The following is a 23,935-nucleotide window of genomic DNA, read 5'->3' as shown; positions in this document are numbered from 1 at the left end:
AGCCGATCCACTCACGTCAGCTGAGGTTGATAAACCACTTGTCCCGCTCGTCGATGCAGTCGGGTTCCCCCATCTCGAAATCGCGGCAGATCAGCGGCCTGACTTCATAGATGCGGCACATCATGGTGTTGCGGTCGAGCGCCGCGCACCAGCCATCTTCCAGCCGATGCATAACCGGCACCTCGCCTTCCCGCTCCTCGATATAGCGATCCGGCACGCCGGTATCGGTAATGATCATCACTTCGAGACGGCAGCAGCAGGCTTCGCAATTCTGGCAGCTGACGGCTGGCTGGGTTGTCCGGGGCATGTTGTCTCTCTGGCCGGATAGCGGCATTGATGGATATGAAACAGGCGCCGTGACGGCGCCTGTGTCCGGGCAGGATGAACCTTAGCCCAGTTTGCGGGCGCGGTAGCTGCGGCCCTTGATCTTGCCTTCCTGCAGCCGCTTGAGTGCAGCCTTGGCCACGCTCTGTTTGACCGCGACGTAGGAGTACTGCTCGGAGATCTGGATCTTGCCGACGTCGGCGCCGGCAATGCCGCCTTCACCGGTCAGGGCACCCAGGATATCGCCAGCGCGCACCTTGGTCTTGCGGCCCGCATCGATGGAGAGGGTCACCATCTGCGGCGCCAGCGGCTTGATGGCACGGCCGATGGCATCGAGATCCCCCAGCGGCATAGGTGCCTGCTGGTACTCCTCGATGAGGTTTACCCGCTGCGCTTCATTCGGCTGATAGAGGCTCAGGGCCAGACCCTGCTGACCGGCGCGGCCGGTACGACCGATGCGGTGTACGTGCACTTCCGGGTCATAGGTGAGCTCGTAGTTGATGACGGCGCCCAGCTCCTTGATGTCGAGGCCGCGAGCCGCCACGTCGGTGGCGACCAGAATGGTGGCGCTGCCGTTGGCAAAACGCACCAGCACCTGATCCCGCTCGCGCTGCTCCAGATCGCCGTTCAGCGCCAGTGCCGAGAAGCCCTTGGCGGCCAGGTGATCGGCCACGTCATTGCAGGCCCGCTTGGTGTTGCAGAACACCACGCAGGAGCTTGGCTGATAGTGGCTCAGCAGCCAGGTGAGCGCGTCGAGGCGCTGACCGGCCGGTACTTCATAGAGCTTCTGTTCGATGGCGCTCTCTTCATGGAGTGCCTCTACGCTTACCTCGACCGGATTGCGCTGCACGCCGCGGCTCATCTGGGCAATCCCCTCTGGATAGGTGGCGGAGAAGAGCAGAGTCTGACGGTCGCGCGGGGCATGGCTGATGACCCGGTTGATATCTTCGCCAAAGCCCATGTCCAGCATGCGGTCTGCTTCGTCCAGTACCAGCGTCTTCAGACTGTCCAGCTCGAGCGTGCCCTGCTCCAGATGTTTGAGAATTCGACCCGGGGTGCCGACGGCGATGTGGGCGCCAAAGCTCAGGGTGGCCGATTGCGGTGCGGTCGGGGTGCCGCCGCACAGGGTCACCAGCTTGACGTTGGGCAGGGTGCGGGCGAGACGACGGATCTCGGTCGCCACCTGATCCGCCAGTTCGCGAGTCGGGCAGAGCACCAGCGCCTGTACCTCGAGCCGGTTGACGTCGAGGCTGGAGAGCAGGCCGAGGCCGAAGGCTGCGGTCTTGCCGCTGCCGGTTTTTGCCTTGGCGATCAAGTCTTTGCCGTCGAGTACCAGAGGCAGGCTCTGAGCCTGGATCGGGGTCATCTGCAGATAACCCAGAGTGGTGAGGTTCTCGAGCAGGGCGGGGGAGAGGTTCAGGCTGCTAAATTCGCTGTTGTTCACAAAAAGGCTCTATTTCGGAGAAAAACGGGCAGCGCCATGGCGCCAGGGGCGCGCATCATACCAGAATCCGGCGCAGGATGTGGCGGAAATTTGAACGACTGGTCCGCATCGGGTCATCTCGGGGTCATTTGTCGCCAAAGTAACAAACACGAGAGACCGGGAATAAATAGCCGGCATTTTTTAAACGTGTTTTTAATTATTCATCGCAGATAAACGTTTTTCGCTTGGGTTGATTAAATTATCGGGTGAAAAAACGGCGCAAATGGGGGTAGAGCAATTAACTGGCTGTTATGAAAATGATATGAAAATATCGGGTGGTATCGTTGCTTACATCCGTTTATTTTCTATCATTATGTTTTATATGAAGTTTGTTGGTGGTGATGTTGCATGATTAATATGCTTTTATTGCTTAATTAATTTAAAAACGTTTGTATTATCTGGCATGCATATTATTGAGCAGGATTGTGATGGCTATCTGATTTTTAAATATGCAAATGTCTATGATGGCGCCGTCAAAAAATACAATTTACTCAGGTGCTACTGGTATGGAATACGTTCACTTTGTGCTCGGACTGGTAATGGTCCTTGCCCTCTCTCTGCTGGCTAACCGCCACAACTGGAAACAGATCAAGCTGCGTTATATCGGCCAACTGCTGGTGGTCGAACTGGCGCTGGCCTGGTTCATGCTGAACTCCGAAGTGGGTCTGGCAGTAGTGGGTGGCTTTGCCGCCGGCTTTACCAAGTTGATGGAGTTTGCCAAACAGGGTACCGACTTCGTGTTCGGTGGTCTGGTCAACGAAGGGGCCTTCTCCTTCTTCCTGATGGTGCTGATGCCTATCGTCTTCATCTCCGTGCTGATCGGTATTCTGCAGTACATCCGTCTGCTGCCGCTGGTGATCCGTGGCATCGGTACCGTGCTGGCCAAGATCAACGGCATGGGCAAGCTGGAGTCCTTCAACGCCATCAGCTCCATGATCGTCGGCCAGTCCGAGAACTTCATCGCGCTCAAGAACATCCTGCCGCACCTGAACGAGAAGCAGATGTACACCCTGGCCGCCACTGCCATGTCCACCGTCTCCATGTCCATCGTCGGTGCCTACATGCAGCTGATCGAGCCGCGCTACGTGGTCGCCGCGCTGGTGCTCAACATGTTCAGTACCTTCATCGTGCTGTCGCTGATCAACCCCTACGAGCCGGACAATACCGTGACTGACGCCAAGGCGCTGGCCGAGGGTGACGAGCACCATACTCCGAAGAAAGAGAACTTCTTCGAGATGCTGGGCGAGTACATCATGGCCGGTTTCTCCGTTGCCGTTATCGTGGCTGCCATGCTGGTCGGTTTCATCGCCCTGATCGCACTGGTCAACTACCTGTTCGAGATGGCGTTTGGCGTCAACTTCCAGTACGTCATGGGTTACATCTTCTATCCGATCGCCTGGATCCTGGGTATCCCGAGTGGTGAAGCGCTGCAAGCGGGCTCCATCATGGCGACCAAGCTGGTGACCAACGAGTTCGTGGCCATGATGGATCTGGGCAAGGTTGCTGCTCAGCTCTCTCCGCGCACCGTCGGCATCCTCTCCATCTTCATGGTCTCCTTCGCCAACTTCAGCTCCATCGGCATCATCGCCGGTGCGGTAAAAGCGCTGAACGAAGAGAAGGGCAACATGGTCTCCCGCTTCGGTCTGAAGCTGGTATACGGTTCTACGCTGGTCAGCCTGCTCTCCGCAGTTATCGCAGGCATCATGCTCTGATCCTCTAGTGGCACTTGCCACTGTTTAGGCCCCTGATTTCGGTCAGGGGCCTTTTTTGTTTCTGGCTTACAGGTGCCAGCCACACCACCAGCCCGCGACCAGCAGGGTGAGGGTGCAAAAGCCGGTCTCGATGGCGCCACCGCTTTTGAGCGGCCAGCCCGGCAGGCGGTAGCGGCGCTTGATGGGCCAGAAGAGCGGAATGCCCGCCGGGGTGAGCCAATCCCCCAGCAGATGACTCAAGTAGCCGACGATCAGGGCATCCTTGACCCCGACCGGCAAGGTATCGGGCGGCAGCTGCTGGTTGAGCCCCCAGATGGCGGCTGCGACCGCCAGCAGGCTGTGGGTGAAGCCGCGATGGCCAAAGAGGCGCGACAGGGGTTTGGAGATCCACGGCAGTTGCTGCCCCAGCAGCGACTTGGGGTGGTCGAGATCCGGCAGCAGGGCGCTGGCCAGCGCGATCGGGATACTCTGCCACAGGCTGGCATCGGCCAGGGCCGGCGTCAGCTGCAGTTTGTGGGCGATCAGGGTACAGGTAACGGAGAAGAGCAGGTGCCCTTGGGCGGTCATGGTGGCTACAACATGGGAAAATGGCGGCGCATCTTACCAGTGTTGTAGCCCGTTGCAGCAAAAAAGCGGGGCTGGCGGGGGCAACCAGCTCAATCGTTGCGCGGGTCTTCCACTCTGGCGTCGGCAGGCACCCGTTTTTTGCCCACTATCATGGCGTGCAGCAGGTCGCTGCGAGTGAGGCGGTCGGTCAGGATCACTACGGCGGCGTGGACGCCGACGGCTGCCAGCAGGGTGTTGGCGATGGTGCCGTGCAGCTCTTCCAGCCAATCTTCGCCCCAGAAGGCATCCCAGGTGGTGAGCCAGCCGGTTGTGATGGTGCTCACCAGCAGCAGGATCAGCAGCCAGATCATCAGGGCTCCCATCGGGTTGTGGCCCAGATAGTAGGGGTGACGGCCTTTTAGAAGCTGCTGGAGGTAGCTTCGCACCTTGCCCGGGGTTGGCCACCACTGGCCGAAGCGGGCGTAGTAGGAGCCGGCAAAGCCCCATACCACTCTCACCAGCAGCAGCAGGGTCAAGGTATAACCGACATAGCGGTGGGGCTTGCTCCCCTCTTCCAGCACGAAGAAGTTGAGCAGGCAGAGGGTGACGGTGGCCCAGTGAAACAGCCGGATGAGGGGATCCCACACTTTCACTTCAGATGAGGTTGTCATGGCAAAACTCCATGGAGGGGCCGCCAGCGCGGCCCGTTACTGCGCTATTCGTCGATCTCTTCCTTCACTTTCTTCAGGTCGGTCGGATCAAAGTAGATTTCGACTTTGCGCTTCTCCTTGTCCCAGCCATAGATCTCGTAGCAGTTGGTCTTGGTGACCTTGAACTTCTTGATGTCGTAGCCCATCGCCTTGATCTGTTGTTGGGCATCGGCCTCGCTCAGCCATTTGCTCTTGTCGGTCCGGGTACATTGGGGATCGGCCAGGGCTGCGCCGCTCAACAGGGGGATCAGTAACAACAGGGGGTCAGTTTCATTGCTTGCTCCTTGCGGTTGATGTTGCAACAGCGACAAGGTTAGGCGGCAAGACTTAAGAGAGCGTTAAGAGGGGGAGGATATTTTCCCCGGCTTGCACCGGGGCGGCGCTTATTCCAGCTTGCCCTTGACCAGCCACTTGTCGAGGGCATTGGCAAAACGCTGCTTGTCGGCGGCGTTGAAGGGGGCTGGGCCGCCGGTTTGTACTCCGGCTGAGCGCAGCTCTTCCATGAAGTTGCGCATGCCAAGACGCGCCTTGATGGTCTCGCGGGTGTAGATCTCGCCGCGGGGATTGAGCGCCTCGCCGCCGGCATCGATCACCCAGGAGGCGAGAGGGATGTCGCCGGTGATCACCAGATCGCCGGGTTTGACCTGCTGGGCGATGACATGATCTGCCACATCGAATCCCTTCTCCACCTGCTGGGTTTTGATGAAAGGCGATGGAGGCACCCGCAGTCCCTGATTGGCCACCAGGGTGGTCACCACCTGGGCGCGGTGGGCGGCGCGGTAGAGGATCTCCTTGACCGGAATGGGGCAGGCATCGGCATCAACCCAGATAGGCATGGCATGGTTTCCTGTAGTCAAACGGACGACAAAATGGCAGTGCGCATGGTAGCACAATCCTCCCGAGGCTGGCTCGGGGCTGAGTCGGCCCCGCCTTTCGTGTAAGCTGGGGGCAGCATGTGACACGAGAAGGAGACGAGATGGATCGGGTGCCCAGTGATGTAATTTATGCCCTGACCCTGGATGGCAAGGGCGGCATGACGCCGCTGGCGGCGGGAAGCGAGATTCCGGAGAAGCAGCCGGGCTGGCTGCATCTGGACTACGGCAATCCAGAGGCGGCACGCTGGCTGCTGCAGACGCCGCTACTCAACGAGGCAGCAAAAGAGTCGCTGCTCGGCCAGAGCAATCGACCCAAGCTGGTCCGGATGGGGGAGACAGTGCTGCTGATCCTGCGCGGCATCAACCGCAACAAGGATCACCGGCCGGAAGAGATGGTGGCGCTGCGCATCTACATCACCCCGGATCTCATCATCAGCAGCCGACGCCGGCCGCTGCTCTCCGAACAGGATGTCTTCAATCAGCTCAAGCTGGGCGGCGGCGCAGATAGCCCGGCCGACTGGCTGGTGGAGATCTGCGATGCCCTGACCGATCGCGCCGGTGAATTTGTCGAGGAGCTGCACGACCAGATCCTCGAACTGGAAGAGATGGTGCTGATGCGTGACATGCCAGCCAATGGCCGACTGGCGCTAATCCGCAAGCAGCTCATCATGATCCGCCGCTACCTCTCGCCCCAGCGGGATCTGGTGGCGCGCCTCGCCAACGAGAAGATCAGCTGGCTGGATGAGGATGACCGCCGTCGTCTGCTCGACATCGCCGACCGCTTGCGGCGCTGGCTCGACGACCTCGATGCCGGGGTAGCGCGTACTGCCGTGCTGGCGGACGAGATCAACAACCTGATGGCAGAGGCGACCAACCGCCGTGCCTACCAGATGTCGGTGATGGCGCTGCTGTTTCTGCCCGCCAGCTTCCTGACCGGCCTGTTTGGCATCAACCTGGGGGGAATGCCGGGGGCCGAGAGCCCGACCGCCTTCTGGGTCTTCTGCGGATCATTGGTGGTGATGGCGGTGGGGCTGGCGTTCTGGCTCAAACATCGACGCTGGTGGTAGGGAGGAGCGAACCATGTGGCAATCCATCGGTTTGACCCTGCTGCTGTTGCTGGGTCATACCCTGATCCGGCGACTCATCCACAAGAGCCTGATGGCCCTTGGCCAGAGTCGGCAAGTGAGCGAGAACCGGGTCATTTACGTGGCCCACGTTTTCCACTTCCTGCTCGGCTGTGCCACCCTGCTGGTACTGGCCGGGGTGTGGGGGCTCGACTTCTCGCGGCTGGTGGTGCTCGCCTCCTCCTTCTTCGCGGTATTGGGCGTGGCCATGGTGGCGCAGTGGTCGATCCTCTCCAACATCACCGCCAGCATCACCATCTTCTTCGCCTTTCCCTACAAGATTGGCGACCGGATCCGCATCCTCGACAAGGATGATTCGGTCACCGGCGTCATCACCGAGATCGGTCTCTTCTATGTGCGGGTGCGCGATGACAACGGCGATCTGGTCACCTATCCGGCCAACCTGATCCTGCAAAAGCCGGTCAGAAAGCTGGAGTCCAAAGCGCCGGAACCGTTGCAACCGGAATAACGGGAATGGAACGCAACCGGAACAGAAAAGGCTCCCTCGGGAGCCTTTTTCACGATGGATGGTGTTAGCGTTCGAAGAAGCGGTAGAGGTGCTCCACCTGCACCGGGCAGTCCGCCACCAGATGCACATGTTCGCGCGCCTGATCGACCGTGCCGAAGCTGACCGGGCAGCCGAGGGTATCGGTCAGTTCATACAGGGTGCCCTTTTTGTCGCGAAATTCGATGAGCCAGCCGGGAATGGCAACGTCGTGGAGGATTTCGGCTTCTTGCAGGATATGTTGCTGATAGAGCTTACGAAGTTCACTGACTGTCATGATGCTCTCCTGTGAGGGGATATCCGGTTCCAGTCTATGCCTGTCACCCCGCGGGCGGCAACCGGATCATCCGCGCAGGCACTCCCAGCCCCAGCGGATGCGAATAAAGGTCTCGGCATCGCCCCCCCGATCCGGGTGATGCGCAAGGGCCAGCTCCCGCCAGCGGCGACGGATGGCCTCTGGCGTGGCATCCATCGCCAGCCCGAACAGGGCCAGCGCCTCCTCTCGTTGTCCCGCACCATCGCAGGTGCGCCAGAAGCTTGCAAGCAGGGCTTCCACCTCCTCCCGGCCGGTCTGCCAGAACACCTGCCAGTCGAGGTAGTAGCTGCGCAGCGCCTCGCCCCGGACGAGTGCACTCCCCGCATCAGCGTTGGAAGCAAGCGGTTCGAGGCGGATATCCAGCGTGCTTATCACCAGCCACCAACCCTCCTCATAAAGCTCGGCCTGCAGTTGGTAGAGGGCGTTCATGATGAGGAAGTTGAGCCGAAACAGCTGGATCTGCTCATCGTCAGCCAGCTGCGGAATCGCCCCCTGCAGGCGCAGTGCCGCCATCAGCTCGTGCACCTTGTAGCTGCCATCAGCCCGTTGCAGCAGTGCCAGCAGCGGGGCGATCAGCGGGTTGGCGCTCTGGTCGCTCATGGGGTGCGATTCCTCCGGATGAGAGTTGTTGTGACAGCTGGGGCCACCGTACAGGCGAGGGGGTGATGAGCCAGAGTGACATCAGTCAGAGGGTGGGGCAAGACGCAGTGGCAAGGTAGGCGCAGAAAAAGACCGCCAGCAGGCGGTCATGTCATTTCATGTGGCCGGATTAGATGGGGCTCTCCTTGTGGAGTTCGCCGACACAGTCGGCCAGCGCCAGTACCAGTGCGGAGCGCACCATCTGATCGAGCCGGTTGAGCTGCATCTGGTAGAAGGCCCAATCCTCTTCGCTGGCGGGGGGCTCCAGCTTCATCATGCCGCCCTGATTGACCCCGTGCAGGCGGTCGAGCAGATCGCGGATCGGCTTGTCGCTGAAGCGGTAATCCTTGGGGTCGCGCACCAGAAAGTCGCGGATCTTGAGATAGGCTTCCAGATCCTGATAGCGCTCAAGGGAGATGAGGCCGAGGGCGAAGATGAGCTTGAGGCGCACCTCCAGCTGGCCGAGGGGGCCGCTCTGGTTGAGCAGGGGTTCGATGGCGTATTTGACGGCATACTCCTCCTGACGAAAGGCGCGTCGCATCAGGGAGTCGACCGCTTCTTCCAGGATGGTCACGGCTTCGAGAAAGAAGCCGCGAGGGCCATCCTGCTCGTTCAGTCGTTCCAGTACTTCATCTTCCTGGTGTGTGGTCATAGGTGCATTGGGTCCAGCTGACAGGGAGAGAGTCAGCCTCTCTCCCGGTTTTTATCATATGGGGCGCATTTCCTTGCGATTCAATCAATTGGAGCATCCGGTCATGCGCCGCCAGCAGGGTATTACAAGGTCTCGTAACGAGCCACTATGGTGCGGACGATTTCGCTCTCTGCATCCAGTCCGGTGACGCGGGCCAACGCTTTGGCCGGGCCAAACTCCGCCAGCAGCTGTTGCAGCTCGACCGCCTGCGGATCATCGGCATTGCGATAGTGGAGCGCAGCGGCGATCCCCTCCTGCAACTGCTCGTTGGGCAGGCCGTACTCCAGGGTGCCGAGCAGCGGCTTCACCAGTCGATCCCCCGCCGCCAGCTTGCGCAGTGGCTGACGGCCGACCCGGTCAATCTCGTCCACCAGATAGGGGTTGGCGAAGCGGGCCAGGATCTTCTCGATATAGGCGGCGTGCAGGCGCGGGTCGAAGCCATAGCGTTTTACCAGCACGGCACCGCTCTCCTCCATGGCGCGGCGCACCTTGCTGCGGATCACCGGATCTTCGATCGCCTCGCGCACTGTGCGGTAGCCCCTCAGTTTGCCGAGGTAGGCGGTGACGATGTGGCCGGTGTTGAGGGTGTACAGCTTGCGCTCGACGAAGGCCATCAGGTTGTCGGTGGGCTCCATGCCCGCCACCTGTGGCAGCTCCCCCTTGAACTGGGTCTGGTCGACGATCCACTCGCTGAAGCTCTCGACCGTCACCTCCAGCGGGTCATCATTGGCAGCCGCGGCGGGCGGCACGATGCGATCCACCGCCGAGTCGACGAAGCCGATGCAGGATTCGAGCGTGGCATGATACGCGACCGGCAGGTACTTGAGTACCTCCTGCTTGAGGTGACTGGTGCCGCGCACCATGTTTTCGCAGGCGATGACGTTGAGCGGTGTCAGGTTGCCGGCATCGAAGCGGGCCTGCAGCCCCTTGGCCAGGGTGCTGGCAATCTTGTCCAGAATGCTGGGGCCGACCGCGGTGGTGACCAGATCGGCGGTGATGATACGAGCGATCACCTCGTGACCGGCGGAGCTCACCGCTGCCACGTTGCGTACCACGTCCAGCTTCTGATCCGCCCCCACCACATGGACCTTGTACTCCTGACGGTGGTTGAGCTGGTCGATCAGGGTGTCGTTGACGTCGGCGAAGGTGACCTGATGGCTGGCATCCGCCAGCACTTTACCGATAAAGCCGCGACCTATGTTACCAGCACCAAAATGCAATGTTTTCATGATATTAACCTCTTGAACCAAAGACGATGAAAGATGATTACGCAGCCTGTTCAGCACCCAGCAGATCCAGGAAGGCCTGGGGATCCGTGGTGCTGGCCAGCCGGTCGATGAGACCGGGTTCATCCAGTGCATTGGTCAGGCGGGTTATTACCTGCATGTGTTCGTCGTTGCGGGCGGCGATGCCGATCACCAGCCGCGCTACCTCATCGGCAGCCTCGCCAAAGGCGACCCCGGCCGGGTACTGGCAGATGACGATGCCGGTACGCTTCACAAACTCCTTGGCGGCGATGGTGCCGTGGGGCACGGCGATGGATTCGCCGAGGTAGGTGGAGACCAGCTGTTCGCGCTCCAGCATGGCGTTGACGTAGTCGGGCGCCACGTAGCCGCGCTCTGCCAGCAGTCTGCCTGCGGTCAGGATGGCGGCCTCCTTGTTGTCCGCTTTCAGTCCCAGATGCACGTCATGACGGCTCAGGGTGAACACTTCGGCCGCTTGCGGCTCATAGCTGTCGTCGTTGGCCGCCACCAGCAGTTGCGGGTTGGCGACGTCATCGTTGGCGGCCTGAGTCAGGCTCTGTACCAGCTCCTGATAGAGACCGTTGTCGAGGAAGTTGGTCAGTGAAATATGGTGGGCATGCGGCGCATGGCGACGGGCCCGCTCGGTCAGATCCTTGTGGGTGATGACCCAGTCCACCTGATCGTCGAGCTGATCGATAGCGCGGTTGGTGACGCTGATATCGAGGCCAGCGGCCTGTACCCGCTTGCGCAGCATGCCGGCGCCCATGGCGCTGGAACCCATGCCCGCATCGCAGGCGACCACGATATTGCGCACCGCCATCAGTTCACCGCCCGGCTTCTTGGCCGCTGCGGTTTCGGGCTTGCCGCCCTTCATGGCTTTCATCTTGCGGGTGGCTTCACCGAGGGCATCGGCCTCATCGGCTTCCGGCTGCTGGGCGCGGACGAACACTGCGGCGACCAGGAAGGAGACCAGAGTGGCGCTGATGATGGAGAGGGCGACCCCGATCAGGGAGGCTTTCGGCGTCATCAATAGCACGGCGAAGATGGAGCCCGGTGAGGCAGGGGAGACCAGACCGGCATTGAACAGGGTCAGGGTAAAGACCCCGGTCATGCCGCCGGCGATCACCGCCAGAATGAGGCGCGGGTTCATCAGCACGTACGGGAAGTAGATCTCGTGGATGCCGCCGAAGAAGTGAATGATGGAGGCACCAGCCGCAGACTGCTTCGCCGCACCACGACCGAACACCATGTAGGCCAGCAGCACGCCCATGCCCGGGCCCGGGTTTGCTTCAATCAGGAAGAATATAGAGCTGCCGTGCTCGGTCGCCTGCTGGATCCCCAGCGGCGAGAAGATGCCGTGGTTGATGGCGTTGTTGAGGAACAGGATCTTGGCCGGTTCGACAAAGATGGAGGTGAGCGGCAGCATGTGGTTATCCACCAGGAAGCCGACGCCACCGGCCAGCACGCCGGAGAGCACCTTGACGAAGGGGCCGATCACGAAGAAGGCGAGGATTGCCAGCAGCATGCCGATGAGGCCGGCGGAGAAGTTGTTGACCAGCATCTCGAAGCCGCTCTTGACGCGACCGTCCATCGCCTTGTCGAAGCGCTTGATGGCCCAGCCACCGAGCGGGCCGACCATCATGGCGCCCATGAACATCGGGATGTCGGTCCCCACGATGACGCCCATGGTGGTGATGGCACCGACCACGCCGCCACGATCACCGCCCATCAGCTTGCCGCCGGTGTAGCCAATCAGCAGCGGCAGCAGGTAGGTGATCATGGGGCCGACCAGCTTGGCCAAGGTTTCATTGGGCAGCCAGCCGGTGGGGATAAAGAGGGCGGTAATAAAGCCCCAGGCGATAAAGGCGCCTATGTTGGGCATGACCATATTGGACAGGAAGCGTCCAAAATTCTGTATCTTGACTTTGGTATCCGGTGATAACATGTCGGGACCCCGTTTTAAGCCTGTTTGATTAAAAGTGGTAGTTCGGGATGGCCGGTTTTGCCGAACCTCCATCCCTGTCGTCTAAGCAACTTCAATCTACCAGCTTGCGATCAAATTAGGCTGAAAACGGGGTGTCTTGTGATCCACATCTCAGATACCCCGTCATACCCCCTCTCCAACCAGTGATGAAGGTCACATTCGTTCGCTGTAATTCGGCTACATTTCGATCTTTTCTGTTTTTAATGACCATTTTTTGTGATTTATATCACCAACTCAGCTTTGCCGTGCCTTTGTGTAAAAGTGATTTACTTCACAAATTCAGTTTTTGTATTCGAATGGGCCAAATCACTCAATAACTCATCAGCGGGTAGTGACGATGGATCTATCGAAATCTCTCTCTACTCACCAATGAGTCAATAGTTTTGTAACCCTCTTTCAGTTTTTGCAGGCAGTGATGAGGGCTCTTTTGTGGCCGGTTGATGGAGATGATCGGCTGATTGCAGGAGGTTGTGGGACGCAGACGGATCTTTCTTGCCGCGCAGGGCTGACAGCAGATAAAAACAAACCGCCAGCAGGCGGTTTGTCGGTTTTGGCGATCTGGCCCCAGTCGGGAGTGTTACCGCTTAGTAGAAGCTTGCATCCTCGGGGGAGGGGCGGGTCTTGAAGCGGCGATGGAGCCACATGTACTGCTCCGGCGCCTTGCGCACCGCTGCTTCAATCTCGCGGTTGGCGCGAGCCGCATCGATCATGTCATCTCCGCTGGGGTAGTCGGCGAGGGGTGCCCCGATATGCAGGGTGTAACCCTCGCAGGTGCGGATGTTGTAGCAGGGCAGGGTGACGGTGTTCTTCACCCGTGCCAGCGTGGCGGTGCCGGTGATGGTGGCCGCCTGCTCCACCGCGAAGTAGGGCACGAACACGCTGGCGTGGGAGCCATAGTCGTGATCCGGCGCGTACCAGAGGGCGTCACCGTTGCGCAGCGCCTTGATCATCCCCTTCACATCCATCCGGTCTACCAGATATTTGTTGGAGGCGCAGCGACCGTGATACTGGGCATACTCCAGCACCGGGTTGGTGTTGGGGCGATAGACGCCGACCCCTGGCCGTACCAGCCCGAAACAGCGGGCGTTGAGTTCAAGCGTCAGGAAGTGGCAGGAGAGCAGCAGCATGCCCTGACCTTTTTCCATGGCGGCAATGACATGCTCTTCCCCTTCCACCTTCATCAGGTTGCGCATCCGCCAGTCCGGCCAGAACCAGGCGATACCCACCTCGAATACGGCGCAGCCCACGCTCTCGAAGTTTTGCTTGAGCAGCTTCTCGCGCTCGGCCAGAGTCAGCTCCGGCATCGCCAGCTCCAGATTGCGACGGGCAATCTTCACCCGTGACTTGAGCACTTTGGCGGCAAGATGACCGAGCTGACGACCCAGCCACATCTGGCTGCGCCACGGCAGCAGAGTCAGCAGCCAGAGCAGGCCGAGGCCAAACCAGCTTGCCCAGTAACGGGGATGAAACAGGCGGGGCTCGAGGCGGGGAGCATTGTCATGGGCCATGGAGAATCTCTTTGCTTGCGAAAACAATCGGGGGATTCTAGCCGAAAAGGGGGGGCGGGGGCGAATGGCTATCTGCTGGTCAGAGGGGCTGCTTGCATCTTGTCCGTATGGCGCGAAGGGTAACTATGGGTTTCCTTCCGCGTTCTTAAGGGAAACCACGGGTTTGCTTTTTCTCCCTCAAATAAAAGAGTGTGATAAAATCGGCGACTGATTTTTCAGGTTTTGAGAGTCGATACAGATGAAGATCACCCTGCCCGAGTTTGAAAAAGCCCGCGTTCTGGTCGTTGGCGATGTCATGTTGGACCGTTATTGGCATGGCCCCACCGGCCGGATCTCGCCCGAGGCACCGGTGCCCGTGGTCAAGGTTGAACACATTGAGGAGCGTCCGGGCGGTGCCGCCAACGTGGCCCTCAACTCCGCCGCCCTTGGCGCTCATGCCGTGCTGCTTGGCCTGACCGGTCAGGACGAGGCTGCCGATGCCCTGGCTGGCCAGATGGCTGGCGTCAAGGTGGCCTGTGACTTCGTTCGTCTGGCCGACTTCCCGACCATCACCAAGCTGCGCGTGCTGTCCCGCAACCAGCAGCTGCTGCGTCTGGACTTTGAAGAGCCCTTCCACTCCGTCGATGCCACCCTGTTGATGAGCAAGGTCGAGCAGGCACTGCCAAACAGTGACGTGATGATCCTCTCCGACTACGGCAAGGGTGCCCTCAACGATGTGCCCGGCATGATCCAGCGTGCCCGCGCCGCCGGCATTCCGGTGCTGGTCGATCCCAAGGGAACCGACTTCGAGAAGTATCGCGGCGCCACTCTGCTGACCCCTAACATGTCCGAGTTCGAGGCTGTAGTGGGCAAGGTGAAGAGCGAGGAGGAGCTGGTCGCCAAGGGGCTGGATCTGGTCAAGCGCTTCGAGCTGGATGCCCTGCTGGTCACCCGTTCCGAGAACGGCATGACCCTGATCCGCGAAGGCCAGCCGGAGCTGCATCTGCCGGCTCAGGCCCACGAGGTTTACGATGTGACCGGTGCCGGTGATACCGTCATCTCCACCCTGGCCACCTCGCTGGCCGCTGGCAAGAGCCTGGACGAAGCCTGTGCGCTGGCCAATACCGCCGCCGGTATCGTGGTCGGCAAGCTGGGTACCTCTACCGTCAGTCCGGTCGAGCTGGCCAATGCCCTCTATACCGAGCAGGAGACCGGCTTTGGCGTCATGTCCGAAGCCCAGCTGAAAGTGGCAGTTCGTGCCGCCCGTCTGCGCGGTGAGAAAGTGGTGATGACCAACGGTTGCTTCGACATCCTGCATGCCGGCCATGTCTCCTATTTGGCCAACGCCGGCAAGCTGGGGGAGCGCCTGATAGTGGCGGTCAACACCGACGAGTCTGTCCGCCGTCTGAAAGGGCCGGGTCGTCCGGTCAACCCGACCGAGCGTCGCATGGCCGTACTGGCTGCGTTGGGCGCGGTGGATTGGGTTGTGCCCTTCTCCGAGGATACTCCGCAGCGCCTGATCGCCGAGATCCTGCCGGATCTGCTGGTCAAGGGCGGTGATTACAAGCCGGAAGATATTGCCGGTTACGCCGAAGTGACCGCCAATGGCGGCGAGGTGCGCGTGCTCAACTTTGAAGATGGCTGCTCCACCACCGATATCATCAAGACGATTCGCGAGCGCAGCTAACCGCTCCACTGGCCCAGTAATCTGGCGGGGCTCACTATCAGCGGGAGCAAGCCGATAGAAACACGGATAAAAAAGGCGACCTTGCGGTCGCCTTTTTCATTCCCGATAACGGCTATCAGGCTTTGGTCTTGGCTTTTGCGGTAGCCGGCATCAGACCCTGGTTTACTTCCACCAGATCCTGCGCTTCCAGCACACCGGCAGCCTGCTTCAGGCTCAGGATGTTGAGGATGTAATTGTAACGGGCCTCGGAGAGCTTCTGCTTCGCTTCGTAGAGCTTGCGGGTGGAGTCCAGCACGTCGACGATGGTGCGGGTACCCACCTCGTAACCGGCCTCGGTTGCCTTCAGTGCGCTGTCGGCAGAGACCACGGACTGGCTGTAGGCGCGTACCGAGCCGATGCTGGCGTTCACGTTGTTGTAGGAGGAACGCACTGTGCTCTGCACCGAGCGGAAGTTCTTCTCCAACAGCTCGCTGGCTGCCACGTAGTTGAACTGGGCCTGTTTCACCTGGGAAGTGGTGGCGCCACCGCTGTAGAGCGGCAGTTTGAAGGTCAGCCCGATATTGGCCTGGTTGTCGTTGCCACCCGGAATGCTGTCCAGCTTGTAGTCGGTATTGCTGGTTTGCAGGCCGGCACCCAGATCCAGAGTCGGTTCGTGGCCGGTCTTGGCCAGATCGATCTGCTGCTTGGCGATGTCCTTGGCGATGCGGGCATTGTGCAGTTGCAGGTTCTTGTCCAGCGCCAGCTCCAGCCACTTGTCAGAACCGAAAGCGGTCTTCTGCGGGCTGAAACGCTCGGTGTTGAGGATGTCCAGATTGCGGTGATCGACACCGGTCAGCTCGCGCAGGGCTTCGTAGCTGTTGTCGAGGGTGTTCTCGGCATTGATCTCGTCAGCCAGCGCCTGGTCGCGGGAGGCCTCGGCTTCATGGACGTCGGTGATGGCGGTCAGACCCACCTCAAAACGCTGCTGGGTTTGTTCCAGCTGACGCTCCACGGCAACCTTGTTGGCGCGAACAAATTCCAGGGTATCCATCGCCTTGAGCACGTTGAAATAGGCGGTGGCGCTGCGCACCATCAGGTTCTGGACTTCGAGGTTGTAGGCGACATCGGACTGGGTAGCGCCCTTCTCGGTCAGATCCAGATTGACCCAGTTGCTGCGACGATAGATGGATTGATCCAGCGAAATAGAACCGGAGGCTTTGTTGTTGGTCTGGGTATCATTCTTGTTCTGCAGGTAGTTCAGACCGGCACCCAGGTTGATTTGGGGCAAGAGCGCAGCGCGAGATTCGTTGATCTTCTCGAAGGCCTGGTCGCGAACCGCTTTGGATTGCAGCAACTGCGGATCTTTGATCTGTGCTTGCTGGTAGATATCGAGCAGGTTTTCGGCGTGGGCACCGGCACTGACGCCCAGCAACACCATGACGGACAAAAGTGTTCTTTTCATAGATCGTTTTAACCTTATGTAGTAACCCAAAACGGTTGCTGGAGAGGGCAAATATTGTCATCAACCAAGCTTGATTGCAGCTTAATCACTCTACTATAAGCAAAATTTAATGCTAAGAGTCTTCGGTCCGGTAACGGGAACGTCAAGAACCAGCGGCAGTTTTCTCCCCGCGCGCCTAGCCAAATGGTCTGTGGCTGCTAAAATCCACCCCTCATTGCCATGGCACGCCGAGTGAATGAACGTTCATTCATGTTCCTCGGATTTTATGGTCAAACTGATACAAGTCAAGCTGACGGGAGCCCCGGATGTCGCAGCAACCCTTGCCACAAGATCGGCACTATGCCGCTGATGATGTGAAAATCATTGAAAAATCAGCTGGATATAACGGCTTCTTCAAGGTGAACGTCTATCGCCTGCAACACAGGTTATTTGCAGGTGGCTGGAATCAGCCCATCGTCCGCGAGCTGTTCGAGCGGGGCCATGCGGCCGCGCTGCTGCCCTACGATCCGGTGCGCGACCAGATAGTGCTGGTAGAGCAGTTCCGTATCGGTGCCATGGAGACCTGTTCCACCCCCTGGCTGCTGGAGCTGGTAGCCGGCATCATCGACGAAGGGGAAACCGCCGAGGCGGTGGTGCGCCGCGAAGCGGTGGAAGAGGCCGGGATCGAGGTTGCCCGCTGTGAACATGCCATCAGCTATCTGGTGAGCCCGGGTGGCAGCACCGAGCGGATCGAGGTTTATGTGGGCGAGGTGGATGCCAGCAAGGCGAGTGGTCTGCACGGTCTGGCTGATGAGGGCGAGGATATCCGGGTGCACGTGGTGAGCCGTGAGCAGGCCTATGCCTGGCTCAAAGAGGGACGTATCGACAACGCCGCCTCGGTCATTGCCCTGCAGTGGCTGGCCCTCAACCATGGCGAGCTGCGTGCCCGCTGGCTGGCGGATCGCTGAGGTGGCGCTGACCCTGCAACAGAGCAGGCGCTATGTGCCTGACCTGATGTCCTTGCAGCGTACCTGCGAGGTCAACTATATGGCGCTGATGAAGCTGCTGCCTCCGCAGGGGGAGGTGGGAGCCGAGCGCCGCTATCGGGTCGGCAACGATCTGCAGTTCCAGCTCACCATTTGTGGTGAGAGCCGCTTCACAACTCAGGTTCTTTTGAGTCAGCACAACCCCGAATTGCCCGAATATTTACAGGCTCAAATAGAGATTCGTTTGTATCATGATGTGCGGATGGCGGAAGTGTGTGCAGCGCAACAGATTTCCCGTTTGCAACCACGTTATGATTATCCCAATAAAAAGATGCACCAGCGGGATGAAAAGGAGCAGGTAAATCTGTTTCTGGCCGAGTGGCTAAAATTTTGTCTCAGACATGGTACCAGCCCGATCAATATCTCCAGTTGAACAAATATAAAGAAGCGTGATTTTGGAAACAGAGCTCCCCCAGGCGCAGGACGGCAGTGTGCGCCTGTTGCAAATTACTGATACCCATCTTTTTGCCAGTGCCGAGGGTCGGCTGCTGGCTGTGCGTACCGCCGAGAGTCTGGCTGCGGTGCTGGAGCGGGTGCAGGCCAACGACCATCCCTACGAGGTGATTCTGGCGACTGGCGACCTGTCGCAGGATCACAGCCCGGAGTCCTATCAGCGCTTCGCCTCCATGATGGCGCCTCTTGGCCGCCCCATCTACTGGTTGCCCGGCAACCATGATGACAGTCCCCTGATGACCGAGCAGCTCCATGCCGCCGGGATCAGCGAATCCAAGCAGCTGGTGGGCGACCACTGGCAGGTGATCCTGCTCGACACCCAGGTGCGCGGCAAACCCCACGGCATGATCGGCGATCACCAGCTGGAGTCGCTCGACCGCGCCCTGCGTCAGTATCCGGATCGCCATGCCCTTATCGCCCTGCACCATCAGGCGGTGCCGGTGGGTTGTGCCTGGCTGGATCAGCACAATCTCAAGAATGCCGACGATCTGTTTGCCGTGCTGGCGCGTCACCCGCAGCAGAAGACCATCCTGTTTGGCCACGTCCATCAGGAGTTTGACGAGGTGCACCGCGGCGTGCGGCTGATCGCCAGCCCATCGACCTGCATCCAGTTCAAACCGCTCTCTGATGGCTTCGCGCTAGACGAGTCCGGCCCGGGCTGGCGCTATCTCACCCTCTACCCGGATGGTCGTATCGCCAGCCAGGTGTGGCGTCTGCCGGTGGGGCAGTTTGTGCCCGACCCCAATGCCACCGGTTATTGAGGAGTCGCCATGAAGCCCGTTCTCCTCTACTTGCACGGTTTCAACTCCTCGCCCGGTTCAGCCAAGGCGCAGCAGATGGCTGCCTGGGTGGCAGAGCACAGACCCGATATCGAGGTGGTGATCCCAGCCCAGCCCAACACCCCTGCGGCGGCCTGGGCGGCCATCGAGCAGACCATCGCCAATTTGCAGAGCCGCTATGGCAGCGAGTTCAAACTCGGCGCCGTGGGCAGCTCCCTCGGCGGCTTTATGGCGACCCGGGTAAGCGAGCAGTACTGCTGCCGCGCGGCACTGATCAATCCGGCGGTGCGCCCCCACGAGCTGCTTTGTGACTACCTCGGCCCCCAGACCAATCCCTATACGGGTGAGCAGTATGTACTGCTGCCTGAACATATGGACGAGCTGCGGGCACTGGCGGTAGCGGTGACGGCGCCGGAGCGACTCTGGATCCTGCAGCAGCAGGGAGATGAGGTGCTCGACTATCGCAAGGCGTTGGACGAATACCGCTTTGCACGCCTCTCGCTGGAGTGCGGCGGCGACCACGCCTTCGTGGCGTTCGAGCGCTACCCCGCCCAGATCATCCGTTTCCTCGGGCTTTAATCATGCAACCGCCGTTGGCCGCCTATCTGGAACAGGTACTGGCCACGGCGCAAGCTGGCCTCACCTACTCCAAAGACCCCTTCGATATCGGCCGTTTCGAGGCGCTGCGAGCGGCCACCGTGGCCCTTATCGCCAGCCAGAGCGAGCTGGCGCCGGAAGCCATTAGAGACTGGATTGCCCTCGACAGCGGTTATCCCACCCCCAAGCTCGATGTGCGGGCCTTCATTCAGAACGATGCGGGCCATATCCTGCTGGTACAGGAGCGCAGCGACGACTGCTGGACTCTGCCCGGTGGCTGGTGCGATATCGGCGACTCGCCGGCGGATGCCGTGGTGCGCGAAGTGGTGGAGGAGACCGGCCTTGAGTGCCGTGCGGTGCAACTGCTGGCGCTGTTCGACAAGCTAAAACATCCTCATCCGCCCCAGCTGCCTCACGCCCACAAGGCTTTCTTTCTGTGCGAGGTGACCGGCGGCCAGCTGCTGGGCGAAACCGATGAAACCAAAGGGGCGGGTTACTTCCCCATCGACGACTTGCCCCCGCTCTCCTGCCATCGGGTGGTGGCCTCCCAGTTGCGCACCCTCCATGAGCACTTGCAGCAGGGGCGGCGCGATACCCTGTTTGATTGACATCTGAGGAAGTGAACCCGTCTGCAAGGAGGCAGGATGATCAAGCGCATCGGCAATACCCCGATTCAAGAGAAACACAAGGCCAGCTGCCACTGCGGCGCCGTGGTGCTGGAGCTGACCCTGCCGGATGGGGTGGTTGATCCGCGTCGCTGTGACTGTTCGTTATGCCGACGTCGGGGCGCCATCGTCGCCTCGGTGCCGCTGTCCGGCATCCGCATTCTGCAAGGGGAGGAGGTGCTGCGCTGCTACCAGTTCAATACCCGTACCGCCAAACACTACTTCTGCAGTATCTGCGGCATCTATACCCACCATCAGCGCCGCTCCAACCCAGCCGAGTATGGCTACAACCTCGCCTGTCTCGAAGGGGTCAACCCGTTCGAGCTGGGGGAGGTGCCGACGCGCGATGGTGTGCATCACCCAGCGGATCGACAGGTCTGAACAAAAGGGGCTCATATGTTCCTGTTGCGCCCTGCGGGGCAGTGTTAATCTTTAGCGGCCTGTTTACTTTGCCTCGCCCGGGGCAGGGGATGGCCGAACTCTTCTGAACTTCACTGCCAACAGGGAGCACGTTTGTGACAACTCCTTCTGCGCTGCCGGATCTGGTACTGGGCGCCTCTCTCTACTTTCCGCCGCTGTTCAAGGCGGTGCTGCTCGGCCTGCTCTGCTGGCTGCCGGTGCACCATCTGCTGCGTGACTGGCTCTATGGCGGGGATGTCTGGCACCCCTTGCTGATGGATCTCTCCCTCTTTATCCTCGCCGTCAGCGGCGCTCTATGGATGCTGTTACATGGCTAAATCACCTCTCGCGACCCTCAAATACTTCTCCACCCTGCTGGTCTGTGCGCTGGCGCTGGCGGCGGGCTGGTGGCTGTGGAACTACTACATGCAGGGGCCCTGGACCCGGGATGGCAAGGTGCGCGCCGAGCTGGTCAGCATTACCCCCGAGGTGTCGGGCAAGATCATCAAGATCGCGGTGAAGGACAACCAGCTGGTGAAGGCGGGGGAGGAGATCTTTACGCTCGACCCCGAGCCCTACCGGATTGCCCTCGATAATGCCCGGGCGGCGCTGGCCAAGGCGAAATCGGATCTCGACAAGGCCGAGCACGAGGCGAACCGGCGAAGTGGCCTGTCGCGCAGCGTCATCTCCGCCGAGACGATGGACGAAGCGCGCCTCAATGCGCAGGCAATGCAGGCGGCCTATCAGGTGGCGCAGGCCAATCTGGAGAAGGCGGAGTGGTCGCTGGCCAAGACCCGGGTGCATGCGGCGAGCGATGGCTACATCACCAACCTGCAGACCCGGGTCGGCAACTATGCCAGCGCCGGCGTGCCGCTGGTGGCGCTGGTGGATACTCACTCCTTCTATGTGCAGGGTTACTTTGAAGAGACCAAGCTTGGCCACATAGCGCCGGGCAAACCGGCCGAAGTGGTGCTCTACAGTGGTGAGCAGCGGTTGCGCGGCGAGGTGGAGAGCATAGGGCGCGCCATCCACGATCAGAGCGTCGATGGCGGCAACGGCCTGCTTATCGACGTCAAACCCAACGTGCCCTGGGTGCGGCTGGCCCAGCGGGTGCCGGTGCGGATCAAGCTGCTGGATGTGCCGGCGGACGTGACGCTGATCGCCGGCACCACCTGCACCATCACCATTGGCGAGTAGGGTGAGCGAGTCGTTCTGGTTGCGCACCCCTTGGGGGAGGGCGACAGGGGGGCAGTGGCGTTATGCCCTGCGCAATGCCCTGGCAATGTGCCTGTCGCTCTGGCTGGCCTTCGTGCTGCAGCTCGACTCCCCCTACTGGGCGATGAGTTCGGCCGCGGTGGTGAGTTTTCCCACCGTGGGCGGGGTGATCAGCAAGAGTCTGGGGCGGGTGGTTGGCAGTCTGATGGGGGCGATGGCGGCGGTGGTGATCACCGGTCTTGGCATCAGCGATCCCTGGCTGTTCAGCTTCCTTATCGCCCTCTGGCTGGGTTTGTGTACCTACATCTCCAACCACTATCAGAACAACGTCTCCTACGCCTTTGCCCTCGGCGGTTACACAGCCGCCATCATCGCCTTCTCCTGCGTCAATGTGGCGGATCCCCACCATATCTTCGATATTGCCCAGGCGCGGGTGAGCGAGGTGATCATCGGCATCCTCTGCGGTGGCCTGATGATGATGATCCTGCCCAGCACCTCGGACAGCGAAACTCTGCTGCAGTCTCTGCAAAAGAGTCAGACCCGCCTGCTGGAGCATGCCCAACTGCTCTGGCTGGGGGAGATGACGCCCGAGGTGCGCAGCTCCCACGAAGGGCTGATCGGCCAGATCCTCACCATGAACGTGCTGCGTATTCAGGCGGTCTGGAGCCATCACCGGCTGCGGCGCCAGAACCGGCTGCTCAACTTCCTGCTCCATCGCCAGCTGCGGCTCATCAGCCTTATCTCCAGCCAGCGCCGCATGCTGCACAACTGGCCGGAACAACCGGAAGGCATTCAGGCGCTGCTCGCTACCCTGCTGGCCGAGCTTGGCAAGCCGGAGTGCGACAAGTATCGGGTCGCGGGGTTGCTGGCTCCCCTGATGCCGACCAGCGAGCATGATTACCGGCTGCGCACCTTTTTGCTGCGGCTGCGCCACTTCTGCTGGAGCTATCTGGAGTGCCAGCGCTGGCTCGATCGGTTGACCCGCTACGACGATCAGGAGTGGCCGGCGCCGCCCCGTCACACCTCCCTCACCAGCCATACCGACACGCTGGAGGCCGCCTACAACGGCGGGCGCACCTTCCTCTGCGTGCTGCTCGGTTGCACCTTCTGGATCAACAGTCAGTGGGATGCGGGCAGCTCGGCGCTCACCATGCTCTCCATCTGCTGCGTGCTCTACTCGGCGACCCCGGCCCCAGCTCAGGGGGCCAACACCATGCTCAGGGCGATCCTGCTGCTCAGCCTCATCTGCTTTGCGGTCAAGTTTGGCCTGATGATCCGCATCGACGACTTTTGGGTTTTCTGCCTCTTGCTCTTTCCGGCGCTGCTCACCATGCAGCTCTGCAAACAACAGCAGGTGCGGCAGGCGGGCCTCTGGGGCCAGATGATCGTGCTGCTCGGCTCCTTTCTCGCCATCACCAATCCGCCCAGCTACGACTATCAGCAGTTCATCAACAGCAGCCTCGCCCAGATGCTGGGGGTGATGAGCGCCGCGCTGGCGTTTCAGCTGCTGCGACCCAGCTCGGATCGGCGCAAGAGCCGCCGCCTCATCCGCTCCCTGCGCCGCCACTTCATGGATCAGCTGGAGCCGGCCCCGCGCCAGAGCGAGAGCCAGTTCGAATCGCTGATCTACCACTGCATCAGCCAGCTCGGCCAGAGTCAGGATCAGACTGCCCGCCTCTGGGTATTGCGCTGGGGTGTGGTGCTGCTCAACTGCAGCCATATCGTCTGGCAGCTGCGCCAGTGGCGCGGTGACGAGCACCCCCTCTATCTGGTGCGTGACAACTGTATCCGCAGCCTGAAGGGGATCCTCACCGAGCAGGGGGTGCAGCACGCCTCCCTCGACCGCACGCTGGCCGAGCTGCAGCGGATCAGTCAGGGCCTGGCCAACCATGGCGATGGCACGGCGCGAGAGCTGGCAGGCATGGTGTGGCGGCTGCAAAGCTCGCTCTCCCAGCTGCAACAGGCGCTGCCGGGCCCTGCCGAGGGGAGCTGAAATAGCCTCCGGAGGGACACAATCCCCTCCGGATCACCCTT

The 23,935-nt window shown here is 60.6% G+C and carries 26 protein-coding genes; 13 read left to right on the top strand and 13 right to left on the bottom strand.

The annotated features are described in order from the left end of the window. Positions 1–16: 16 nt before the first annotated feature. Both I6L40_RS20620 and dbpA read right to left on the bottom strand, forming a co-directional pair. Entirely contained in the window at positions 17–307 is a 291-nt protein-coding gene (locus tag I6L40_RS20620; protein ID WP_041209276.1) for a YkgJ family cysteine cluster protein, read from the bottom strand. An 81-nt stretch (positions 308–388) separates the two neighbouring features. After that, positions 389–1,768, bottom strand: a complete 1,380-nt coding sequence (dbpA, locus tag I6L40_RS20615; protein ID WP_071912521.1) for an ATP-dependent RNA helicase DbpA — start codon at positions 1,766–1,768, stop codon at positions 389–391. A gap of 545 nt (positions 1,769–2,313) precedes the next feature. On the opposite strand from dbpA, the gene I6L40_RS20610 reads away from it, so the two are divergent. Beyond that, positions 2,314–3,519 (top strand): NupC/NupG family nucleoside CNT transporter, encoded by a 1,206-nt coding sequence (locus tag I6L40_RS20610; RefSeq protein WP_216994795.1) that lies wholly within the window; start codon positions 2,314–2,316, stop codon positions 3,517–3,519. A gap of 66 nt (positions 3,520–3,585) precedes the next feature. Here the strand turns inward: I6L40_RS20610 and I6L40_RS20605 are convergent, their stop codons facing one another. The 4 genes from I6L40_RS20605 to I6L40_RS20590 all read right to left on the bottom strand — a co-directional run bounded on the left by I6L40_RS20605 (position 3,586) and on the right by I6L40_RS20590 (position 5,611). Further along, complete coding sequence (locus I6L40_RS20605; RefSeq protein ID WP_201961747.1) at positions 3,586–4,086, bottom strand: metal-dependent hydrolase; 501 nt, start codon at positions 4,084–4,086, stop codon at positions 3,586–3,588. Positions 4,087–4,175: 89 nt separating this feature from the next. After that, positions 4,176–4,736: a cytochrome b/b6 domain-containing protein gene (locus I6L40_RS20600; protein ID WP_216994794.1), complete on the bottom strand. Its 561-nt coding sequence runs from the start codon at positions 4,734–4,736 to the stop codon at positions 4,176–4,178. A 44-nt stretch (positions 4,737–4,780) separates the two neighbouring features. Beyond that, positions 4,781–5,035, bottom strand: coding sequence for a PepSY domain-containing protein (locus tag I6L40_RS20595; RefSeq protein WP_245194125.1), 255 nt, complete (start codon positions 5,033–5,035; stop codon positions 4,781–4,783). 123 nt (positions 5,036–5,158) lie between these two features. Beyond that, positions 5,159–5,611, bottom strand: coding sequence for a YaiI/YqxD family protein (locus tag I6L40_RS20590; protein WP_042032680.1), 453 nt, complete (start codon positions 5,609–5,611; stop codon positions 5,159–5,161). 140 nt (positions 5,612–5,751) lie between these two features. Here I6L40_RS20590 and zntB point away from each other — a divergent pair, with 140 nt between their 5' ends. Both zntB and I6L40_RS20580 read left to right on the top strand, forming a co-directional pair. Further along, positions 5,752–6,717 (top strand): zinc transporter ZntB, encoded by a 966-nt coding sequence (gene zntB / locus I6L40_RS20585; RefSeq protein ID WP_216994793.1) that lies wholly within the window; start codon positions 5,752–5,754, stop codon positions 6,715–6,717. Between the two features lie 13 nt (positions 6,718–6,730). Beyond that, positions 6,731–7,243 (top strand): mechanosensitive ion channel domain-containing protein, encoded by a 513-nt coding sequence (locus tag I6L40_RS20580; protein WP_043849638.1) that lies wholly within the window; start codon positions 6,731–6,733, stop codon positions 7,241–7,243. Between the two features lie 64 nt (positions 7,244–7,307). Here I6L40_RS20580 and I6L40_RS20575 read toward each other — a convergent pair whose 3' ends face one another. From I6L40_RS20575 to lpxL, 6 genes are all read right to left on the bottom strand, one after another. Beyond that, positions 7,308–7,556: a hypothetical protein gene (locus I6L40_RS20575; RefSeq protein WP_033113006.1), complete on the bottom strand. Its 249-nt coding sequence runs from the start codon at positions 7,554–7,556 to the stop codon at positions 7,308–7,310. Between the two features lie 66 nt (positions 7,557–7,622). Continuing rightward, the gene (locus I6L40_RS20570; RefSeq protein ID WP_071912528.1) at positions 7,623–8,195 is read right to left on the bottom strand and encodes a DNA-J related domain-containing protein; all 573 of its coding nucleotides are present in this window, start codon (positions 8,193–8,195) and stop codon (positions 7,623–7,625) included. A gap of 169 nt (positions 8,196–8,364) precedes the next feature. Then, positions 8,365–8,886 carry an MltR family transcriptional regulator gene (locus I6L40_RS20565; protein ID WP_005354914.1) on the bottom strand — a complete coding sequence of 174 codons (522 nt, stop codon included), beginning with the start codon at positions 8,884–8,886 and terminating at the stop codon, positions 8,365–8,367. Between the two features lie 122 nt (positions 8,887–9,008). Continuing rightward, the gene (locus I6L40_RS20560; RefSeq protein ID WP_216994792.1) at positions 9,009–10,154 is read right to left on the bottom strand and encodes a mannitol-1-phosphate 5-dehydrogenase; all 1,146 of its coding nucleotides are present in this window, start codon (positions 10,152–10,154) and stop codon (positions 9,009–9,011) included. Between the two features lie 37 nt (positions 10,155–10,191). After that, positions 10,192–12,114, bottom strand: a complete 1,923-nt coding sequence (locus tag I6L40_RS20555; RefSeq protein WP_203132035.1) for a PTS mannitol transporter subunit IICBA — start codon at positions 12,112–12,114, stop codon at positions 10,192–10,194. Positions 12,115–12,737: 623 nt separating this feature from the next. Then, positions 12,738–13,661 carry an LpxL/LpxP family Kdo(2)-lipid IV(A) lauroyl/palmitoleoyl acyltransferase gene (gene lpxL, locus I6L40_RS20550; RefSeq protein WP_216994791.1) on the bottom strand — a complete coding sequence of 308 codons (924 nt, stop codon included), beginning with the start codon at positions 13,659–13,661 and terminating at the stop codon, positions 12,738–12,740. Positions 13,662–13,899: 238 nt separating this feature from the next. Between lpxL and hldE the strand changes: the two genes are divergently transcribed. Further along, complete coding sequence (hldE, locus tag I6L40_RS20545) at positions 13,900–15,327, top strand: bifunctional D-glycero-beta-D-manno-heptose-7-phosphate kinase/D-glycero-beta-D-manno-heptose 1-phosphate adenylyltransferase HldE (protein WP_071912537.1); 1,428 nt, start codon at positions 13,900–13,902, stop codon at positions 15,325–15,327. 115 nt (positions 15,328–15,442) lie between these two features. Here the strand turns inward: hldE and tolC are convergent, their stop codons facing one another. Then, positions 15,443–16,768, bottom strand: coding sequence for an outer membrane channel protein TolC (tolC, locus tag I6L40_RS20540; RefSeq protein ID WP_040067069.1), 1,326 nt, complete (start codon positions 16,766–16,768; stop codon positions 15,443–15,445). A 305-nt stretch (positions 16,769–17,073) separates the two neighbouring features. On the opposite strand from tolC, the gene nudF reads away from it, so the two are divergent. The 9 genes from nudF (at position 17,074) to I6L40_RS20495 (ending at position 23,894) form a co-directional block, all read left to right on the top strand. Continuing rightward, complete coding sequence (gene nudF, locus I6L40_RS20535; protein ID WP_071912539.1) at positions 17,074–17,715, top strand: ADP-ribose diphosphatase; 642 nt, start codon at positions 17,074–17,076, stop codon at positions 17,713–17,715. Between the two features lies 1 nt (position 17,716). Then, positions 17,717–18,166 carry a DUF1249 domain-containing protein gene (locus I6L40_RS20530; protein WP_071912921.1) on the top strand — a complete coding sequence of 150 codons (450 nt, stop codon included), beginning with the start codon at positions 17,717–17,719 and terminating at the stop codon, positions 18,164–18,166. Between the two features lie 22 nt (positions 18,167–18,188). After that, positions 18,189–19,007: a 3',5'-cyclic-AMP phosphodiesterase gene (gene cpdA / locus I6L40_RS20525; RefSeq protein WP_071912541.1), complete on the top strand. Its 819-nt coding sequence runs from the start codon at positions 18,189–18,191 to the stop codon at positions 19,005–19,007. Positions 19,008–19,016: 9 nt separating this feature from the next. Beyond that, the gene (locus I6L40_RS20520) at positions 19,017–19,604 is read left to right on the top strand and encodes a YqiA/YcfP family alpha/beta fold hydrolase (RefSeq protein ID WP_071912542.1); all 588 of its coding nucleotides are present in this window, start codon (positions 19,017–19,019) and stop codon (positions 19,602–19,604) included. 2 nt (positions 19,605–19,606) lie between these two features. Further along, a complete protein-coding gene (locus tag I6L40_RS20515) occupies positions 19,607–20,230 on the top strand; it encodes an NUDIX hydrolase (protein ID WP_216994790.1) in 624 nt (207 codons plus the stop codon). A gap of 36 nt (positions 20,231–20,266) precedes the next feature. Further along, entirely contained in the window at positions 20,267–20,668 is a 402-nt protein-coding gene (locus I6L40_RS20510; protein WP_156853641.1) for a GFA family protein, read from the top strand. A 113-nt stretch (positions 20,669–20,781) separates the two neighbouring features. Next, complete coding sequence (locus tag I6L40_RS20505) at positions 20,782–21,024, top strand: DUF1656 domain-containing protein (RefSeq protein ID WP_033113020.1); 243 nt, start codon at positions 20,782–20,784, stop codon at positions 21,022–21,024. Beyond that, entirely contained in the window at positions 21,017–21,883 is an 867-nt protein-coding gene (locus I6L40_RS20500) for an HlyD family secretion protein (RefSeq protein WP_005343109.1), read from the top strand. Before I6L40_RS20505 ends, I6L40_RS20500 begins: the two co-directional genes overlap by 8 nt. Position 21,884: 1 nt before the next feature. Beyond that, positions 21,885–23,894 carry an FUSC family protein gene (locus I6L40_RS20495; protein WP_216994789.1) on the top strand — a complete coding sequence of 670 codons (2,010 nt, stop codon included), beginning with the start codon at positions 21,885–21,887 and terminating at the stop codon, positions 23,892–23,894. The last annotated feature ends 41 nt before the right edge of the window (positions 23,895–23,935 follow it).

The sequence above is a fragment of the Aeromonas sp. FDAARGOS 1410 genome, assembly GCF_019048745.1.
In the GTDB taxonomy this organism is placed as follows: Bacteria; Pseudomonadota; Gammaproteobacteria; order Enterobacterales; family Aeromonadaceae; genus Aeromonas; species Aeromonas jandaei.
This window is presented reverse-complemented; position numbering and strand designations above follow the sequence as displayed.

Coding starts and splice junctions, on each gene's coding strand:
- I6L40_RS20620 (WP_041209276.1), bottom strand. CDS start 307: ATGCCCCGGACAACCCAGCCAGCCGTCAGCTGCCAGAATTGCGAAGCC.
- I6L40_RS20610 (WP_216994795.1), top strand. CDS start 2,314: ATGGAATACGTTCACTTTGTGCTCGGACTGGTAATGGTCCTTGCCCTC.
- I6L40_RS20605 (WP_201961747.1), bottom strand. CDS start 4,086: ATGACCGCCCAAGGGCACCTGCTCTTCTCCGTTACCTGTACCCTGATC.
- I6L40_RS20600 (WP_216994794.1), bottom strand. CDS start 4,736: ATGACAACCTCATCTGAAGTGAAAGTGTGGGATCCCCTCATCCGGCTG.
- I6L40_RS20590 (WP_042032680.1), bottom strand. CDS start 5,611: ATGCCTATCTGGGTTGATGCCGATGCCTGCCCCATTCCGGTCAAGGAG.
- zntB (WP_216994793.1), top strand. CDS start 5,752: ATGGATCGGGTGCCCAGTGATGTAATTTATGCCCTGACCCTGGATGGC.
- I6L40_RS20580 (WP_043849638.1), top strand. CDS start 6,731: ATGTGGCAATCCATCGGTTTGACCCTGCTGCTGTTGCTGGGTCATACC.
- I6L40_RS20575 (WP_033113006.1), bottom strand. CDS start 7,556: ATGACAGTCAGTGAACTTCGTAAGCTCTATCAGCAACATATCCTGCAA.
- I6L40_RS20570 (WP_071912528.1), bottom strand. CDS start 8,195: ATGAGCGACCAGAGCGCCAACCCGCTGATCGCCCCGCTGCTGGCACTG.
- I6L40_RS20565 (WP_005354914.1), bottom strand. CDS start 8,886: ATGACCACACACCAGGAAGATGAAGTACTGGAACGACTGAACGAGCAG.
- I6L40_RS20560 (WP_216994792.1), bottom strand. CDS start 10,154: ATGAAAACATTGCATTTTGGTGCTGGTAACATAGGTCGCGGCTTTATC.
- I6L40_RS20555 (WP_203132035.1), bottom strand. CDS start 12,114: ATGTTATCACCGGATACCAAAGTCAAGATACAGAATTTTGGACGCTTC.
- lpxL (WP_216994791.1), bottom strand. CDS start 13,661: ATGGCCCATGACAATGCTCCCCGCCTCGAGCCCCGCCTGTTTCATCCC.
- hldE (WP_071912537.1), top strand. CDS start 13,900: ATGAAGATCACCCTGCCCGAGTTTGAAAAAGCCCGCGTTCTGGTCGTT.
- tolC (WP_040067069.1), bottom strand. CDS start 16,768: ATGAAAAGAACACTTTTGTCCGTCATGGTGTTGCTGGGCGTCAGTGCC.
- nudF (WP_071912539.1), top strand. CDS start 17,074: ATGTCGCAGCAACCCTTGCCACAAGATCGGCACTATGCCGCTGATGAT.
- I6L40_RS20520 (WP_071912542.1), top strand. CDS start 19,017: ATGAAGCCCGTTCTCCTCTACTTGCACGGTTTCAACTCCTCGCCCGGT.
- I6L40_RS20515 (WP_216994790.1), top strand. CDS start 19,607: ATGCAACCGCCGTTGGCCGCCTATCTGGAACAGGTACTGGCCACGGCG.
- I6L40_RS20510 (WP_156853641.1), top strand. CDS start 20,267: ATGATCAAGCGCATCGGCAATACCCCGATTCAAGAGAAACACAAGGCC.
- I6L40_RS20500 (WP_005343109.1), top strand. CDS start 21,017: ATGGCTAAATCACCTCTCGCGACCCTCAAATACTTCTCCACCCTGCTG.